At 41.9% G+C, this 15,963-nt stretch carries 17 protein-coding genes and 1 pseudogene; 10 read left to right on the top strand and 8 right to left on the bottom strand.

Going from position 1 to position 15,963, the window contains the following annotated elements; all coding sequences use genetic code 11:
- Positions 1 to 230 (bottom strand): annotated as a pseudogene (locus tag BW986_RS25620) (DUF1641 domain-containing protein); the annotation flags it as partial.
- A 318-nt stretch (positions 231 to 548) separates the two neighbouring features.
- Here BW986_RS25620 and BW986_RS30450 point away from each other — a divergent pair.
- Together BW986_RS30450 and BW986_RS30455 are read left to right on the top strand one after the other, a co-directional pair.
- Positions 549 to 719 carry a hypothetical protein gene (locus BW986_RS30450; protein ID WP_179086171.1) on the top strand — a complete coding sequence of 57 codons (171 nt, stop codon included), beginning with the start codon at positions 549 to 551 and terminating at the stop codon, positions 717 to 719.
- 71 nt (positions 720 to 790) lie between these two features.
- Positions 791 to 946 carry a hypothetical protein gene (locus BW986_RS30455; RefSeq protein WP_179086172.1) on the top strand — a complete coding sequence of 52 codons (156 nt, stop codon included), beginning with the start codon at positions 791 to 793 and terminating at the stop codon, positions 944 to 946.
- A 150-nt stretch (positions 947 to 1,096) separates the two neighbouring features.
- Here BW986_RS30455 and BW986_RS25625 read toward each other — a convergent pair whose 3' ends face one another.
- Positions 1,097 to 1,681, bottom strand: coding sequence for a DJ-1/PfpI family protein (locus BW986_RS25625; RefSeq protein ID WP_076372122.1), 585 nt, complete (start codon positions 1,679 to 1,681; stop codon positions 1,097 to 1,099).
- A 149-nt stretch (positions 1,682 to 1,830) separates the two neighbouring features.
- On the opposite strand from BW986_RS25625, the gene BW986_RS25630 reads away from it, so the two are divergent.
- Both BW986_RS25630 and BW986_RS25635 read left to right on the top strand, forming a co-directional pair.
- Positions 1,831 to 2,262 (top strand): Lrp/AsnC family transcriptional regulator, encoded by a 432-nt coding sequence (locus BW986_RS25630; RefSeq protein WP_076372123.1) that lies wholly within the window; start codon positions 1,831 to 1,833, stop codon positions 2,260 to 2,262.
- Between the two features lie 127 nt (positions 2,263 to 2,389).
- Positions 2,390 to 3,220 (top strand): STAS domain-containing protein, encoded by an 831-nt coding sequence (locus tag BW986_RS25635; RefSeq protein WP_142244742.1) that lies wholly within the window; start codon positions 2,390 to 2,392, stop codon positions 3,218 to 3,220.
- A 225-nt stretch (positions 3,221 to 3,445) separates the two neighbouring features.
- Here the strand turns inward: BW986_RS25635 and BW986_RS25640 are convergent, their stop codons facing one another.
- A complete protein-coding gene (locus BW986_RS25640) occupies positions 3,446 to 3,976 on the bottom strand; it encodes a GNAT family N-acetyltransferase (protein WP_076372127.1) in 531 nt (176 codons plus the stop codon).
- Positions 3,977 to 4,133: 157 nt separating this feature from the next.
- Here BW986_RS25640 and BW986_RS29865 point away from each other — a divergent pair, with 157 nt between their 5' ends.
- Together BW986_RS29865 and BW986_RS25645 are read left to right on the top strand one after the other, a co-directional pair.
- Positions 4,134 to 4,280 carry a hypothetical protein gene (locus tag BW986_RS29865; RefSeq protein ID WP_141994063.1) on the top strand — a complete coding sequence of 49 codons (147 nt, stop codon included), beginning with the start codon at positions 4,134 to 4,136 and terminating at the stop codon, positions 4,278 to 4,280.
- 111 nt (positions 4,281 to 4,391) lie between these two features.
- Positions 4,392 to 5,357 carry a quinone oxidoreductase family protein gene (locus BW986_RS25645; RefSeq protein ID WP_076372337.1) on the top strand — a complete coding sequence of 322 codons (966 nt, stop codon included), beginning with the start codon at positions 4,392 to 4,394 and terminating at the stop codon, positions 5,355 to 5,357.
- A gap of 400 nt (positions 5,358 to 5,757) precedes the next feature.
- Here BW986_RS25645 and BW986_RS25655 read toward each other — a convergent pair whose 3' ends face one another.
- Positions 5,758 to 7,149: a hypothetical protein gene (locus tag BW986_RS25655; protein WP_076372131.1), complete on the bottom strand. Its 1,392-nt coding sequence runs from the start codon at positions 7,147 to 7,149 to the stop codon at positions 5,758 to 5,760.
- A 200-nt stretch (positions 7,150 to 7,349) separates the two neighbouring features.
- Here BW986_RS25655 and BW986_RS25660 point away from each other — a divergent pair, with 200 nt between their 5' ends.
- A complete protein-coding gene (locus tag BW986_RS25660; RefSeq protein WP_076372133.1) occupies positions 7,350 to 7,706 on the top strand; it encodes a hypothetical protein in 357 nt (118 codons plus the stop codon).
- Between the two features lie 32 nt (positions 7,707 to 7,738).
- On the top strand, positions 7,739 to 9,145 hold the full coding sequence (locus BW986_RS25665; RefSeq protein WP_142244743.1) for a hypothetical protein: 1,407 nt from the start codon (positions 7,739 to 7,741) through the stop codon (positions 9,143 to 9,145).
- A 106-nt stretch (positions 9,146 to 9,251) separates the two neighbouring features.
- On the opposite strand, the gene BW986_RS25670 is transcribed toward BW986_RS25665, so the two are convergent.
- Positions 9,252 to 9,944, bottom strand: coding sequence for an FHA domain-containing protein (locus BW986_RS25670; protein ID WP_081395806.1), 693 nt, complete (start codon positions 9,942 to 9,944; stop codon positions 9,252 to 9,254).
- 1,014 nt (positions 9,945 to 10,958) lie between these two features.
- On the bottom strand, positions 10,959 to 11,399 hold the full coding sequence (locus tag BW986_RS25675) for an SRPBCC family protein (RefSeq protein WP_076372137.1): 441 nt from the start codon (positions 11,397 to 11,399) through the stop codon (positions 10,959 to 10,961).
- Between the two features lie 501 nt (positions 11,400 to 11,900).
- Between BW986_RS25675 and BW986_RS25680 the strand changes: the two genes are divergently transcribed.
- Positions 11,901 to 13,358, top strand: a complete 1,458-nt coding sequence (locus BW986_RS25680) for a protein adenylyltransferase SelO (protein ID WP_076372139.1) — start codon at positions 11,901 to 11,903, stop codon at positions 13,356 to 13,358.
- Between the two features lie 84 nt (positions 13,359 to 13,442).
- On the opposite strand, the gene BW986_RS25685 is transcribed toward BW986_RS25680, so the two are convergent.
- On the bottom strand, positions 13,443 to 13,871 hold the full coding sequence (locus tag BW986_RS25685) for a MarR family winged helix-turn-helix transcriptional regulator (RefSeq protein WP_076372141.1): 429 nt from the start codon (positions 13,869 to 13,871) through the stop codon (positions 13,443 to 13,445).
- Positions 13,872 to 13,992: 121 nt separating this feature from the next.
- Between BW986_RS25685 and BW986_RS25690 the strand changes: the two genes are divergently transcribed.
- Complete coding sequence (locus tag BW986_RS25690) at positions 13,993 to 14,580, top strand: NAD(P)H-dependent oxidoreductase (RefSeq protein WP_076372143.1); 588 nt, start codon at positions 13,993 to 13,995, stop codon at positions 14,578 to 14,580.
- Positions 14,581 to 14,635: 55 nt separating this feature from the next.
- On the opposite strand, the gene BW986_RS25695 is transcribed toward BW986_RS25690, so the two are convergent.
- Positions 14,636 to 15,961, bottom strand: a complete 1,326-nt coding sequence (locus BW986_RS25695) for an SLC5/6 family protein (protein WP_142244744.1) — start codon at positions 15,959 to 15,961, stop codon at positions 14,636 to 14,638.
- Positions 15,962 to 15,963: the final 2 nt, after the last annotated feature.

Genomic DNA, 15,963 nt, shown 5'->3' on the forward strand with positions numbered 1-15,963 from the left:
GAAATGGCGCTGACCGTATCATTTTTCAACACATCATCAGTCGCAACCGATTGAGCGAAATCATAAGACTTTGTTAAAATATTCACTAACTCAGTTAGTTGTGGTAACTGCTCGACTAAAGTGTTCAATGATTCCTGAACCTCAGGCTTTAATAATTGGTCCAGTACATCTAATTGTTTTTGGCGGGCATTAAGTTGTTCAGTTTGTGATTGGGTAATCGTTTCTGACATATCCAATTCTCCTTTGCAATAAGCATTTTGTTGATGTAAATAGAAAAACTTGTAAAATATTACACAATATGTGACAAGAAAAAATACTAACAAAAATGTAATAAAAGCTAAACTATAGTATATCCCTTTAGTGGCTTGAAAACAGCTGATTTTTTAAAAAAGATTCATAAAATAATCTTTTCCTGCTTATTTAAGTACAGAATCTGCTGGTATATTCCATTCTTTACCTAAAATGGACTTTGAGGGTGACTATCTTCATCGCCTGTCATACATATTTCCATCTTGATTTGCCATCCTAAAAGTTGGAGGTGAAAAAATGTGACTGATTCAGAATCTAAACTTACAGAAGAGAATGATGATAAGAAGCTTCATAAACTGGTTGGCAGTATGGAATATACTGAAGCGCAACTATTGGAAGGCATGAATGGAATTTCTGAAGTTTACCTCAAAAACAGTGAGGAAGGCACGTCGGAAACATCTGATAAATAATATTGTTGTGTAATTATACTTAAAATATCAGGAACAACCGTAAACAATGGCTTGAGGAAAACATACAAAGCGTGGAAGATAAATTCGCCAACGGCGAGCTGGATAGTCTGGATGTCATTCGCCAGTATGGTGTCATCATCGATTATGCAACGAATAAAGTCCTGCCAGAATCAACAAAACAGTTCCGTGAATCCATGAAAACCCGTTCATTGGCTTATTGGAAGTAACGTGAAAAAGGTTCCGAATTCATTCGGAACCCCTGACTGCAGATGAACTCGAAAAGACGAGTTTGCCTGCAGTTTTTTCTTTGAAAAAAGTTGCAGTTGATTTCAGGTATCCGCTCCCTTTCCGCCGAGTGCCTGGAGCGGTAATCAATCTTAATGGAAGCCCATCAATTCCTTCACATGTTTACAATTATTTCTTGAAGTGAGCATTTCCAAGAGCGTAAAGGCAACATCGAAAGCTGTGGATGGATTGTAGGATGTAATGATATTGTCCGTGACGACAATCGGTTCATTAACGACAATCGCACCAAAATCTTTTAGCTGCCCCTGTCTCTTGCTGGTTGGATGGGTGTATGTAGTGGCCTTTCTTCCATTCAATATCCCGCTTTTTCCTAGTGGGAGAGAACCTACACAAATGGTTGCTATGATTTTGTTCTTATCATGAAAATGCTTGATCACATCAAGAAACCTCTGATCATAGGCATCCTCATAGAAACCGGCTTCTTCAAAACCTCCTGGAATGGCCAAAGCATCGAAGTCATCAAGGTTCACTTGATCGAGGGTCAATTCCGGCTGCACGATGAAATTCCATGTGCATTTCAATTGTTCATGAAGTCCCACCGTAACCAGGTCAGTCGTACCATCACCCTCTAATTTATTCCAGCCCAATACATCTGTAAACACACTTGCTTCAACCGCTTCGAATCCATTTGATAGCAGCATCAATACTTTTTTCATCGTGCATCCCCCTTATTTATATTTGTATTTATTATATAAAAAGCGAATTCCCTAATACATAAGATAAATTACGTAATCGTTTTATTTCTATTTATTTTATAATGTATTTAGGTGAATTTTATTAATAATAAAAAGTGGGAGTGATTGAAATGGATCGAACGGACAAAAAGATACTTTCCTTGCTGGAGATTAATGGGCGCATGTCCATGAAAGAACTGGCACATGAAGTTTCCTTAACGGCTCCAGCAACGAAAGAACGTGTGAATAAATTAGAGGAAAGCGGAGTGATAAAAGGATATAAAACTGAAATATCCCTTGAAAAACTTGATAGGAGCATAACGGCATTCATATTATTCGAAACGGACAGATGCAAAGACTTTTATCAATTTAGCTTGAACCATCCGGAAGTACTGGAATGCCACCGGTTAGCAGGTCAATATAGTTATTTGATTAAAATAAGTACATTTTCCATGGAAACGCTGGAAGACTTCGTCGATGAAGCCATTAAATATGGGAAATCGTCCACACATCTGATATTTTCTTCCGCAACGAAAAATGTTTTTTCAGGAGAGGAGATATAAATCGGTTTTAACCATTTACTATCCATATTTTTAATATATGGGCAATCAGCAGGAAAAAGCTCCATCCATATAGAAAGTAAATAGTAACAAAAATCACAGTTGGAGTTCAAAAAGGGAGTGGAGAAGAGTGAGTTTTGTTTATGAGGAAGATATAATAATGGAATTCCTTTTACAGAATAAAAGTGAGTTTGAAGAATATCTTTTATCAGCAGCGGTCAATGTAAGGGATAAAATCGAAGAAATCCTTCTGATTGGAAATGTCGACCTTTTGAATAATGCACATAAGCTCATCCGTTATATAGTGGAACAGAATGAAACGGATTTGATTGCCTTTGCCGAACAAGAGGGAGTTACGTGGGCAACCCACTCCTTGACGCTTTCATTCAAGCTGGAATGGATTCAGGCCCTTCGCAGAACGCTTTGGACGTTTCTCTATAAGTTTGAACAAGAAAAGGAAGCGTTTATTGAGGATTCCATAGTATTTTTTGAATTAGAGAAAAAAGTGAATGAAAAAGTTGATGTTTTTCTAAAATCCTTTTTCGTCAGTTATTCCGATTATAAAGACAAATTGATTCTCGCTCAGCAAAACTTGGTGGAAAATCTATCCGTCCCGATCATTCCCGTCACTCCCACCACCTGTGTCCTTCCGTTAATTGGGACAATCGATTATTCACGAATACAGATAATAGAAGAAAAAGTATTGATGGAGATAGGTAAACTGCGGATAACGACCTTGATCTTGGATTTGTCCGGTATCATCGAAATGGAAGTTGAAATGATCAATGATTTGATGAAAATCCTCGATGGAACGGCAATGATGGGGTGTAAGGCTGTGGTGACTGGATTACGCCCAGAGGTTGTAACGAAAATGATCCGTGCAGGAATTCAGCTCGATAATAAAGCAGAGACCAAGGGTACACTGCAGCAGGCCTTGAAGGACTATCTTGTAGTCACCTAAAATCGTGAAGTTGGAGTCGCCATGTTTTGGTGACTTTTTTTTGTAGGTAATTTGGAATATAAAGGAAGTTTATTTACAGTTTTATCTTTTTCAAATAAGTAAATGGAATGGGGAAACCAGAAATCCGTCCCCTTTACGCCGGTTGACTGCCAAGCCCTCATCAATGCAGGCATCTCCGGGGTCTTGGCTAGCCAGTCATTCGGCAGGAGTTTCGCGAAGAACCATTCAAAGAGGCTTCAGCAAGGAATAGACATATGTATCATGAGGGATACCGTTTTGGTAAATATAACTCCTTAATATTCCTTCCTGGATGAAGCCCAGCTTAAGCAAGAGCTCACTTGATGGCTTGTTTTCCAGGAAAACGACTGCGCCGATGCGGGTTAAATCAAGGTCGTTGAAGCCGTAAGCGATAATTTCTTTAAGAGCTTCTGACGCAAATCCTTTCCGCCAATGTGCTGGATCGATTTCATAACCAATTTCCGCCCGTCTGTATTTATGACTGTGGGCATGAAAACCGATGGTACCAATCAATTCCTGTGTATCTTTTCTTTCAATTCCCCATCGGATTGCTCTTTTTTCAAGATAGTTTTTCGCAAAAGACGCTATGATATCCTTCGCCTGTTCGACATTTTCCAATGAATCCTGCCCATAAAAGCGGGTGACTTCATCTTTTGATAAGCATTGGAAAACAGCTTCCGCATCACTTTCACGAATTTCCCGAAAGCATAACCTTTCCGTGTTCAATACAGGAAACATTTTTTTCCCTCCTCATATATCAGTTTTACATCTATTCGGTCTCCGCGATGGTTTTTCCTTTATTATGAAGTGCCTATTTTGCCGGTATTTTCGGTGGTAATCGGACAAGCTAACAATAGTTCAACATAAATAGCTTTGAATGAAGGGGAGACAGATCATGGGAAAAAAACATCGTAACCGTACCGGTTCACCGAAAAAGAATAACCATATTCCGAAAGCGGACATCATTGCAGAACATGAAGCACACGGTAAGGAATATTCTGCGAATAAACGAAAGAACGGCCCTGGGTCCAATACAGATTGAGTAAAACTTAGTGACCGCTCTTGCCTTAAAAGGCAGGGCGGTTGTTTCTTGCCACCAAAGGGTTCATCCTATATCTTAAAGAATGAAGAAGCATTGAAGGGAGTTAGGATGATGAAAGCACTTGTCTTTGATGATTTTGGCGGGCCGGAAGTTCTGTCTGTAAGGGAAATTGCAGAACCTGAACATTCAAGATCAGCCGTGATCGTACGAATGAAAGCAATCGGATTGAATTTTGCTGATGTATATAGAAGGAAAGGGAATTATCATTTGGTGGGTGATCCCCCATTTATTCTAGGTTATGAGGGGGCAGGGGTCATCGAATATGTCGGGGAAGATGTCCATCATGTGAAAGCCGGTGATCGTGTCGGGTTCGCTGATGTTCCCCATGCCAATGCGGAGCTGGTTTCAGTTCCAGCTGATAAGCTGTTACCGCTGCCTGAGGGCATTTCCTTTGAAACGGCCGCATCCGTTTTACTTCAAGGATTGACTGCCCAATATTTAACTCATGACAGTCATCAAGTTAAAGAAGGAGAAACCATTCTGGTCCATGCCGCTGCTGGGGGAGTCGGTCAATTACTGACACAGATGATCAAGATGAAGGGCGGTCGGGTCATTGGCTTGACCTCATCAAATGATAAAGCGGCGGTTGCCAAACAAATGGGTGCGGATCATGTTTTCCTTTACGGTTCGGACTGGGTGGAATCCATCAAGGATGTAACCGGCGGTGAAGGCGTTGATGTCGTTTATGAATCAGTGGGTCAAACCTTGATGGATAGTTTCGAGGCGACCAAGACTGGAGGAACGGTTGTATTTTTTGGGATGGCAGGCGGTGATCCAGAGAAAATCGATCCAAGAATGCTAATGGATACATCGAAAGCATTAATAGGTGGAGACCTTTGGAATGTCCTGACCACCCATGAAGAACGGACAAGAAGAACAGCAGAGCTGTTTCAATGGATTCTGTCGGGGGAAATCCTCATCAAAGAACCGACTCTTTTCTCTTTGGAAAATGGGGCGGATGCCCATAGACTTCTTGAAAGCCGGAAAAGTTCGGGGAAAATATTATTAATGCCATAACAAGTCATGAGGGCTTTCCATTTTAAATGGGGCCCATTTCTTTTACCCGAATAGCGGCCTGCCTGGATTCAACACCTTATTCATACTGATGTTCAAAACCTTTTTCAGTTCCTTTATATAGACCCATTCTTAGACCCTTAGAATAACTCCGCATAAATGCCCTTGCCCATGCAGGGGTCATGGCCTGCCTTCAAAAAAAAATGCTGTCCAAGTTCCCTTATCCACAAAATCCATATGCAATACACGAATTCAGGGGAGAAATCCACAATGGCCAATCACCAAACCACACTCGCCATTCTGCAATTCACAGCCGTCCATCGTTACAAGCAAAAAAAAAGAGAACGGATCCGTTCTCTTGGAAAACAAATGACCTATTAAAAGGTTTAAACCGGATGATTTTTTAAGAGGAAATGGGGAGAGCGTCGAGACGCTCCTTTTGAATCGCGAAATAGGATTGGAGGGTTTCCTTTTTCTTAGTGAGAGGGAAGTTCCGGACAGCTGGGGCCACAGCATGATTGCCGAATTTAAGAATCAAGGTCAACAGCTTGTCCAACTGGTCATATGTATCGTTTCTAATGCGCATCATATATTCGGCCGCGGCCTGCTTATCAGCATCGGTACTTTTCCTTTTTCCTTCTGCCTGAAATTCTTCTGTCACTGACTTTACACGGGAAATGAGCCATGTTTCGCACCAGTCGTTCAGCACATGACGGATGAAGTCTGCTTGATGGTACTTTTGGAGAATGGGCTTGATATGTTCTGCCATTTTCAAATCATTCACTTCCCGGCAGAGAGCTTTCTCGGAGATGTTTCTATGAAAATGAACGCGTTCAAGCAGGCTTTTGATGGATTCCGCCTGGTGGGCATACTTGACCATCTGTTCCAATGCTTCATTGTACATGATCTTGCTTAAATAGGCAGAGGCTTGTTTGGGGGCAAGAAGTAACTGCTCTTTGGCAGGAATCGCCTGGCCAAATTTCTTAAGAGAATGAGAATAGACGAAACGGGCTAACTTCTGCAGTTCCATTTGGATATCATTGGAGATGTTTGTCGTTTCCTGCAGAAATGAACGGAAAATATATTTGCCTACCCGTTCCAATTCCCTGCATACAGAATCATTGATATGCCCAAGGTAGCCAGAGTCAAAGATCGTTCTCCGCAACCATGTCCGTTCCGACCTATTTTCCTTATACTGCTCCAAGATGCCTTCTGTAAAGGTGAATACCAGGATTTCTTTCTTTGAAAAAGCCTTGCTAGCAAAAGAAATCGTCACTACATGGCCTAAAGCGGCATGGATGGCATCGACTGCATCCAATAGGCGCTTCCTCGTGAATTGCGAGTTGGAATCAGGAACGATTTCATTATAATCGAATAGAACTTCTTCAGACTTCAAAACAGACATTCGGAAAGCGCCCATGAGCAGCAGCCGTTTTCCATGAATCGTTAAGGTTTTGAAAGCATCGCAATAAAAGAAACGGTATTTCTTGCAATAACGGTCCGTCTTCCTGTTATAGCCAAGATTACTTGCAGGACCAAGGTTAAACTTATATAAAATATCTTCACCTTGATGAACAGGCACAAACACTCTTTTTAGTGATCCTTGTGGTGCGGTGAATTTATTGATGATCTGCCTTAAGTACTTTTCTGTCGTTCCGACTCCTCGGGCCATCATATGAAGCGGGCTCTGGATGACACCGTCCCAATCACTGTGGAGCAAGGCGTACAAACACGTATCGAATTCAGTGGAAGATACATTCCTTAATAGGTATTGGTAAGTTTCTTCGTAAATCATAAGGCTTCGCCCCCTTTGGCATCCAACCTATTCTAGAGTCTATATAAACATTAAATCGATAAAAGTAGCATCGTTGGAGCAAATGATATTGGCAGTTTTTTTACGTTATTTCGATATTTTAAAAAATAGTAAATTAGTTGTACAAAAGTGATAAAATGGGTAAATGGGAACATACATGACAAGGAGAGATTTTTAAAACCATGATAATTTCATTACTCGTTTTCATCTTGAAAGGAATTTTATTGAAGATGCCATTTGCCATATTGGGACTTTCCTTGATTCCGCAGAGATGGACAAACGCAATCACCAAAAAGGAGATACCTTTTTTCATTGAACAGGTGCTGAGACTTTTAGTTTCTGCTGCCATACTTTTTTTCGTTATCGATATCATGCTGCTGGATCTCACTCCCGCTGCATTCTTTTCGAGTTTTGCCATTATACTTGGGCTCATTCTCATCATCGATTCAAGAATTTATGTGTACAGTGCCAGTGATTCTTCTAGCACCCGACGGAATCGGAGGGGAAATGAAACAGCAAAGCAATCAAAAACACCTTGAACGTACATTTCAACAGTTTGATAGGTGTCGTTTTGATATTAGCATGGGTCATCATGCTGTTTTACCCCATCACTTTTGCCGCTGATCTGCATGGATTGGCGAAAGTCGATAAGAAAAAAGAGCTGGAAGAAGTTCAAGATATAAAAACCATGCCGCTTGTTACTGTGAAAATGGCTGACGCAAAAGGCGATGCAGCGATTAATAAAATAGAAAATGCATCATATTTCACTGAAGGTGAATACCGATTAACCAATATCAATGATGAATTGGCTTATACATCACCCATTGAAATGGACGGATTTTTGAAAGCCGGGAAAGCGGAATACACGCCAGGTTATAATCTGATTTCCGCCGTATCGACGGATAAAGGGGCAAGTACTGTCAAAGGGAAGATGCTGTATGCTCCCTCACAGTATCTCGATCATGATTTGGAAAGAACCATCCGCAAGGCATATCCGAATAAAATCATCCATGATTCATATTTGGAACCGAACGAAGATGGAAAGCCTTTCTTCATTGCTTCAGTCGGACATTATTTGAAATACCGCAGCGGTCCCGTAGTGGACGGGGTGGTATTGGTGAATCCGGAAACGGGGGACACGAAATACTATCCAAAAGGAAAAGAACCTAAATGGGTAGATCGGACATTCACATTGGAAACAGCCCTGGAATATTGGACCTACTGGGGGAAATATGTTCACGGGTGGAAAAACCAGTCCTTGATTGGGCCGAAGAAAGATGTCCTGATTCCTAATGAGGATAATATGCAAGTTACGTTTAATGAAAAAGGCGAATTGATTTATGTAGTGGACTTTACCCGGGCTAAATCAAAAGGCAACTCCAAAACCCTTGTAGGTTATGGTGTTTTCAATGCCAAAACCGGTGAAATGACATACTATAAAGGCGTCACGTCCGTTCTGACTGGAAAGGAGGCAAAATCCAACGCAAATGCGAGTGAGTTTTTGTCTAAATATCCAGGCTGGAAAGCCACTAATGGAATTTTCTATACGATTTATGGTGCTCCCACATATGTGATTCCGGTTACAAAGGGCAGCAAGTTCCAAGGTGTGGCGATCGTTTACGCCAATAGCGATAATCCCCAAGTGGTCTTTGGGAAAACGAAAGACGAAGCTTTCCGCAATTATAAAAAACTGATTGCCTCTTTAGGGAAAGTGAGCGGTGTGACGCCTCAAAAAGGATTTGAGATGAAAGAAATAAAGGGGAAGGTAATAAGGATCAATGATGCCAATCTCTCAAATGGATACGTATTCCATTTGATCGTCGAAGGCAATTCCAAGAGGTTCTCGGTGGATCCAGGTGTCAATGCGCTTTCTGACATTGTGTTGACGAATGTAGGGGACCGGGTTGTGCTGAAGGTGATGGATATGGAAGAAGACATCGTTCCAGTCGATGAATTCACTAATCTGGACTTACCGTAGAAATGATAATGGTCCAGGTGGATACCTGCTTGCCGTCTTAGATATAAAACATGAAAAAAGCATTGTTATCAGCAATGCTTTTTTTCATGTCTTCGAATGATAGTCATTATAAGTCCGATAGATTGAATGAATGGATGGATTCCATATAATATCCTTTTTGAATGACGGCTTTTATTGCGAAGTGCCCATTTATCCGTTTCCGCACCCGGTACAGCAGTGAAGCGATTTCTTCTGCCGTCACAATTTGCTCGGGATCACCGACTCTCTCCGGCCATACTTGCTGGACAATCTCTTCCTTTGAAATAAGGTTGTCCAAATTTTCATAAAGCAGCTTAAAGCAATTGAATTCCTTTGTCGGCATTTTTATGGGTGTTTCTTCATTGATGATCACGGTCTGAAGGTGCTCATTGATCGTGACGGTTTGCTGGAACTCAGGGTTCACCGGAGTGAAATCCCGTGTTAAATCGTTGTCGATGGAAATCATGAATTCGATCAGTCCATTGATCAAAGTAATCGAATCCCCCGGTTCAATGTGACAGGGATTGCCCGGTACGAGCGGCATCTGGTTCACCGAGGTACCGTGTTTGCTTGCCAAATCCTCAATGAAAAGCTGTCCTTCCTCCATATAAATCCGGCAATGTTCCCTGGAAACGAAGTCATTGTAAAGCTTGAAATCAGCTTTGGAGTGCTGGCTTGCACGGCCGATCAGCAAGCTTTTCCCTTCAAAAACATAAGCGAATTCCTCGGTTTGGCCTTTGTGCAAGGCTCTTAATACAACCTTGAAAGTTTTATAGATCATTCACTTCATACCCCTTAAAAAGTCTGAATATTTAAATTATTTTTATGGATTTATCATTTTGGCTACATGGCTGTTTAGCGGGTTCAATTTTATAATTATAAATTATCAGTCGCTTACTTACTAACGAAAAAATGAAAAAATGCAAATTAGGCACAAAGCCATTATAACAAAGTGGAATGAAGGATGAAGAAGAAACTCTATTTTTGCTGATGTACGCTTTGACTGTGGGAGAAGTGCTTCCTCAAAGCCGGCCAGGCAGCACCGGAAGAAGTTTGCGATGAAAATGTACCTTACGCTTGTGGAAAAGGAGTTGACCAAAGGTGAGTATGTGGAGAGATAGGATAAATGCCTTCAGCATCCTGCTGATGATCATTAGTATGATAGTATATATTATTTTTCCCCAGCCCTTTACCCTCATTCTGTACTGTATATTTGGCATTGCCTTTATCAGCCTGACTTTATTGAATTAAGACTACCCTTGAATGGAAGAGGGATGCGGGAGATGAAGCGGGAAGGAAGAAGACAGAAAAAGGTGGGGAGGCATTCTGAAAACATGAATCCTCCACACGATAGATGAAATAAAAAAAGCCTGCCGAATCAAAGGCAGGCTTCAGACTGTAGACAACTTTCAAGAAAGAGAGTTTGCCTACAGTTTTTTTTATTGGAAAAACGTTCCAGTTGATTTCAGAAATCCGCTCCCTTTCCGCCGACTGTCTGCCAAGATTCATTAAAGCAAGTGCCTGTGGGGTCTCGTCTAGCTAGTTATTCGGCGGGAGTGTCGCAAATTTCTTCAATCCAATGAGGGGTTTATCCATATAAAAAAGTAAAAAACATGAAGGGTAATCAAGTCTTCTTTAAAATCATCGTTCGGGTTGGGAGTTACTCTTAATAGATAAGGATGAGATTTTCATAAAAAAGTTTAATCATTTTGTGATGCTTATGCCATTAAAGCGACCGACTCTGGAATATTGAAAAAAAGAGGCCATCCTTTTTGGACAGCCCCCTTTTCGCTAACTATGAGAATACTGCAATTTTACGTGCGATGGATTCTGTTAAACGAGATGCTACTTTTGGAACAGCCCATTTAATAAGTGGTGTTAACACCGCACCAGATATTCCGCCTGCATGGACTTCCACCGTACAAGTCATTAGTGTTTCACCATTAACATCTTCTGCAGTAAAGTGACCGCTTCCTGTAAAATTATCTGATAAACCTTTTAGTTCAAACTTAATATTTGAAGGTTCATTCCATTCGGTAATATCTACCTGCGCTTGTATGGTTTTTTTAATACCTTTCACACTACCTTCAAATGTCCAAATAGATTGCTTGTCATTTATGATTTCATGTTCTTTATAGGCTGGTACTGTCGTTGCCCATTTTTCGAGATCACTGACATAATCCCAAACTGCTTGTACATCTACTGGAACTACTACTGTATGCGTTCCCGTTGCCATTATGATCCCCACCTTCACTATGTATGAATTGTAACTTTCCATTTCTACAAAATAATTATTACATAAAAAGCATAAACTTACATCACTAATTATACATAACTTTCCTTCTTCCAATCCTCCACAATCTGGCCCTTTAACGGAACAACTCCATTTTCAATCAACAGTTCATTAATGCACCTTTAAATTCAGATGTATCTCTGCTTACCTATCCTTTTATATTTAAACATTTTCTTGACTAATAAAACATTAAGGTTGCCTTCTTTTTTTCATTCTAAGGGACCGATGAGATATTGGCGCTTTACACAATCGTCTTAGCGAACCTGGGAATTATCATGGATTTAACGCTACTTTAAAAGAGCCATTTTTATACAGAAACGGTATAATTAATTGTTAGAGGTAGACATTAAAAAATGGACTGCAACTGAGTTTTATACCGTGTTTTAACTGAATCTTGAGAGAACGAACCTTTATACAAAAGTCAAAATAAGAAAAGGAGAAAACATGACTAATGAAACAGGATGGAATTTAGACAATAGCTATGCGCGTCTTCCGGAAAAGTTTTTCACGAGCACGAACCCGACTCCTGTACGTTCACCGGAGTTGGTCATTCTCAATGAGAGTTTGGCTGGAACTCTTGGTTTGGACGTGAAAAAGCTACAAGGCGAAGATGGCGTGGCGGTGTTTGCCGGAAACGAGGTTCCTGAAGGTGCTTCACCCCTTGCACAAGCATATGCTGGGCATCAATTCGGTCATTTTAACATGTTGGGGGACGGCCGGGCGATATTGCTTGGCGAGCAGGTCTTGCCAGAAGGCGAGAGGGTCGATATCCAGCTGAAGGGTCCAGGAAGAACGCCGTACTCCCGCGGGGGCGATGGCCGGGCTGCACTTGGACCGATGCTGCGCGAATACATCATCAGCGAGGCGATGCACGGACTCGGCATTCCTACCACCAGAAGTCTGGCTGTCGTGACGACAGGTGAAACGGTAATCCGTGAAACCGGGCTGCCTGGTGCCATCATGACCCGTGTGGCTTCGAGTCATCTTCGTGTCGGAACCTTTCAATTCGCTGCAAAATGGGGCACGCTCGAGGAACTCCGGACACTTGCCGACTATGCCATTAAGCGTCATTTTCCAGACATTGAAGCAGATGAAAGCCGATATCTCTCACTGCTGCAGGAAGTGGTCAAGCGTCAGGCTGAGCTCATTGCCCAATGGCAGCTGGTTGGTTTCATTCATGGGGTGATGAACACCGACAACATGACGATCAGCGGGGAAACCATCGATTATGGCCCTTGCGCCTTCATGGATGCCTATGACCCTGCAACGGTATTCAGTTCAATTGATAGACAAGGCCGCTATGCCTATGGCAACCAGCCGGTTATTGGGGGATGGAACCTTGCGCGATTCGCTGAATCCTTATTGCCGCTGTTGCATGATGACCAGGATCAGGCCGTTACACTGGCACAAGATAAGATTTCCATTTTTAATGATCTGTATCATGCTAATTGGTTAGCGGGAATGAGGGCGAAGTTGGGGATATTCAACGAAGAGACTCAGGATGAAGCCCTTATTAATGGCATCCTCAGCATGATGAAGAAGCATGGTGCCGACTATACCAATACATTCCGTGCTTTGACCTTTGATAAAGTGGAGGATACGGTCCTTTTCGGTACACCGGAATTCGCTCAGTGGCAAGAGCTTTGGCAGGCGAGACTGGGCAGGCAGAAGGAATCGAAAGAAGCTTCGAATCAGTTGATGCAGGACAGCAATCCTGCAGTGATCCCACGGAACCACCGGGTGGAAGAGGCGTTGAAAGCGGCAGTGGAACAAGGGGACTACAGCGTGATGGAACGGCTTTTGGCTGTTCTTGCAAAACCTTATGCACACTGCGAGGAACAAACTGAATACGCCGCATTGCCTGAGTCAACTAAGCCATACCGGACCTTTTGCGGTACCTGATTATAAAACATGCATGTATGAAGGAGCTCCCGGGATTGAATTGATTTTTTGTCAACTTCAATCCCGGGAGCCATTTTTGTTTATTTAGTAAAAAAGTTTTGTTTGAAGAATGTCCAGGGCACGGTCAATATCCGCTAAATCTTCCTTTGATGCATGCTGCAGCCGGCTTTGGAAACGGGATTCCACGATTGCAAAAGCCTCGTTCATCATCATTTCCCCCTCTTTGGAGAGGCGGATGTATTGTTTCCGTCTATCTTCCGAATCACTTATTTTTTCGATTAAATTCTTTTCGCTTAATTTTTTCAGTTCACGACTCGTGTTAGGCATGGAAATGTGCTGACAGTCACTGATTTCACTTGGTGTGACAGGCTGGCTGACTGTTATATATTCAAGGATTTTATATTGTACCGGCGTGATGGAATCGGATTTGGCGTTTTGGGTCAATTCGTGTGTCACTTGATGTACGGAAGTTGTAAATGTGACCATTTTTTCAAAAAGAGCTTTTTTGTCCATAACTTTCACCTCTCTTGTGAAGATATCAAAAGTGTTATCAAAATACAATTATCATTTGACAACAAAAAAGGTACTGTTATAATTATTGTTATCAAATGATAAGTAAATAGGGGGGTACGTCATGAACGTGCTGGTCATTTACACATATCCAAATCATGAAAGCTTAAGCCATGCTTTTTTAGAAAAAGTCATCCAAGGCAGTAAGGAGAACTCCAACATAAAGGGGCTGCAGGTATTGGATTTATATGAAGAGGGCTTTAATCCGCTCTTGGTGTTCAATGAGCATAAACGAAGGCGTGATATGCATCGTGATCCTCAGCTTGAAAAATATAGAAATCAAATTACCTGGGCAGACAAGATTGTCTTTATCTATCCAATCTGGTGGGGGAGGCCTCCTGCAATGCTGATGGGATACATTGATCAATTGTTTTCTGCGAATTTTGCCTACAGGGATAAAAAGGGATTGTTCCCAGAGGGTCTCCTAAAGGGAAAGTCGGTCGTTTGTGTATCCACGATGAAGGGACCTGCAAAGTATCCGCTTCTCTGGTTGAATGATGCGCATAAATTCTTGATGAAAAGAGCGTTATTCAATTTTGTCGGAATCAAAAAAGTGAAGTTTTTCGAATTCGGAAATATGGAAAGCCCAAAGGGGAAACAGATTCAAAAGCTAGAAAAGGTTTATCGGTATTTCAGAAAGGTGGCAAGCTAAGTTATTACGAGATAAAAAGAAGAACCCCATTCATAATGAATGGGGTTTGCATTATTTATGGTTTTGTTTTCACGAACCTCCATTTGTTCTTGATGAGGGTAAGGATCATACAAATCACCAGGATCGTCAATGAAGCCAATCCGCTGAACCATATGCTTTGGAATTCACTTACATAAGGCTGGATGATGTATGAAGCCACAATGGCAAGGATCGCGCTTATCGGTATGTAATCAGCGACTTTCCCTTTGCTGAATACGATGACCAGGATTGGGGCCAGCAATGCCGAATATATATTGCCTGAATAAAATAAGAGCTCTAATAGGTTTGGGGAATAGAAGAGTGTAGCAACGAAAACCAATCCTCCAATACAGATTGAAAGCAGGCAGGCCATCCTTATTTTTTGCTGGTCGCTTTTTTTTGTTTGTAATGGTTCAAGAATATTGGCTACGATCAGGCTTACCAATGAATGCAGGCAGGCGCCGAATGTTGAGGTGATTGCACTGAAAGCGCAGAGCACAAAAAGGATGAAAAAGAATGGTGTCGTTATTTTGTTTGCCAATCCATCCAGGATCGAGTGTATATCAGTGAAGCCTCCCGTAAAGATGACCATGATGAACAGGGATGAAAATGAGAGCGGGAATATGATCCAGATAAGGCCGGATAAAGAGAATGTTAAGGGAACCTTTTTCATTTCCATCATGAATAATCGCTGCCATGATGTCAGGTCAAAGAAAAACTGGCCGAACCCGACAAGAAGTCCTGCAAAAAGAAAACTCCATAGATCATACTTATTGATTACGAGCATGTATGGATGGTATAAGCGAATCCCATCATAAACAGGCTGAATCCCTTCCTTGACGAAAAAGTATAATGGAATCAAGATAACTGCGGCAAACATGAAGATGACTTGAAAAGCTGCGAACCCATGAATGAGCTTTAACCCGCCGAATCCAGCATAAAGGACACAGAAACCGAAAAAAAAGAACAACCCGACATACAGCGGTGTATCGAAAAGAAACTGACATAGTGTGGACGCGGCCATTCCCTGAATGAAAAGGATGTGTAAACTGGTTATGACCAGGATCACGATCAATATCCAATATCCGAGCGGGTGAAGCCGGGCTTTTAAATAGTCCCCGATGGTCAAACCCACGGGGAAATCCTGCCGAACCCTTTTCCCGATGAAGCTGAACATCGACAGGGCGATCGCTCCCATCAGTGCGTACCCGATCCCTCCGAAAACTCCATACTTCACCATCGATTCGGGGGAGGATAATATCGTTGTTCCTGTCACCCAGCGTGCCAGGAGGGAGATGATCCCTAAACCCATCCCGATTTGGATGGGGCCTTGTACGTATTCTTGAAATGTACGTGATCGCAATG

Origin of the sequence: Peribacillus simplex, from assembly GCF_900156045.1 — a bacterium.
GTDB classification, from domain to species: domain Bacteria; phylum Bacillota; class Bacilli; order Bacillales; family DSM-1321; genus Peribacillus; species Peribacillus simplex_D.

Coding starts and splice junctions, on each gene's coding strand:
- BW986_RS25625 (WP_076372122.1), bottom strand. CDS start 1,681: ATGAAAAAAGTATTGATGCTGCTATCAAATGGATTCGAAGCGGTTGAA.
- BW986_RS25630 (WP_076372123.1), top strand. CDS start 1,831: ATGGATCGAACGGACAAAAAGATACTTTCCTTGCTGGAGATTAATGGG.
- BW986_RS25640 (WP_076372127.1), bottom strand. CDS start 3,976: ATGTTTCCTGTATTGAACACGGAAAGGTTATGCTTTCGGGAAATTCGT.
- BW986_RS29865 (WP_141994063.1), top strand. CDS start 4,134: ATGGGAAAAAAACATCGTAACCGTACCGGTTCACCGAAAAAGAATAAC.
- BW986_RS25645 (WP_076372337.1), top strand. CDS start 4,392: ATGAAAGCACTTGTCTTTGATGATTTTGGCGGGCCGGAAGTTCTGTCT.
- BW986_RS25655 (WP_076372131.1), bottom strand. CDS start 7,149: ATGATTTACGAAGAAACTTACCAATACCTATTAAGGAATGTATCTTCC.
- BW986_RS25660 (WP_076372133.1), top strand. CDS start 7,350: ATGATAATTTCATTACTCGTTTTCATCTTGAAAGGAATTTTATTGAAG.
- BW986_RS25670 (WP_081395806.1), bottom strand. CDS start 9,944: ATGATCTATAAAACTTTCAAGGTTGTATTAAGAGCCTTGCACAAAGGC.
- BW986_RS25675 (WP_076372137.1), bottom strand. CDS start 11,399: ATGGCAACGGGAACGCATACAGTAGTAGTTCCAGTAGATGTACAAGCA.
- BW986_RS25680 (WP_076372139.1), top strand. CDS start 11,901: ATGACTAATGAAACAGGATGGAATTTAGACAATAGCTATGCGCGTCTT.
- BW986_RS25685 (WP_076372141.1), bottom strand. CDS start 13,871: ATGGACAAAAAAGCTCTTTTTGAAAAAATGGTCACATTTACAACTTCC.
- BW986_RS25690 (WP_076372143.1), top strand. CDS start 13,993: ATGAACGTGCTGGTCATTTACACATATCCAAATCATGAAAGCTTAAGC.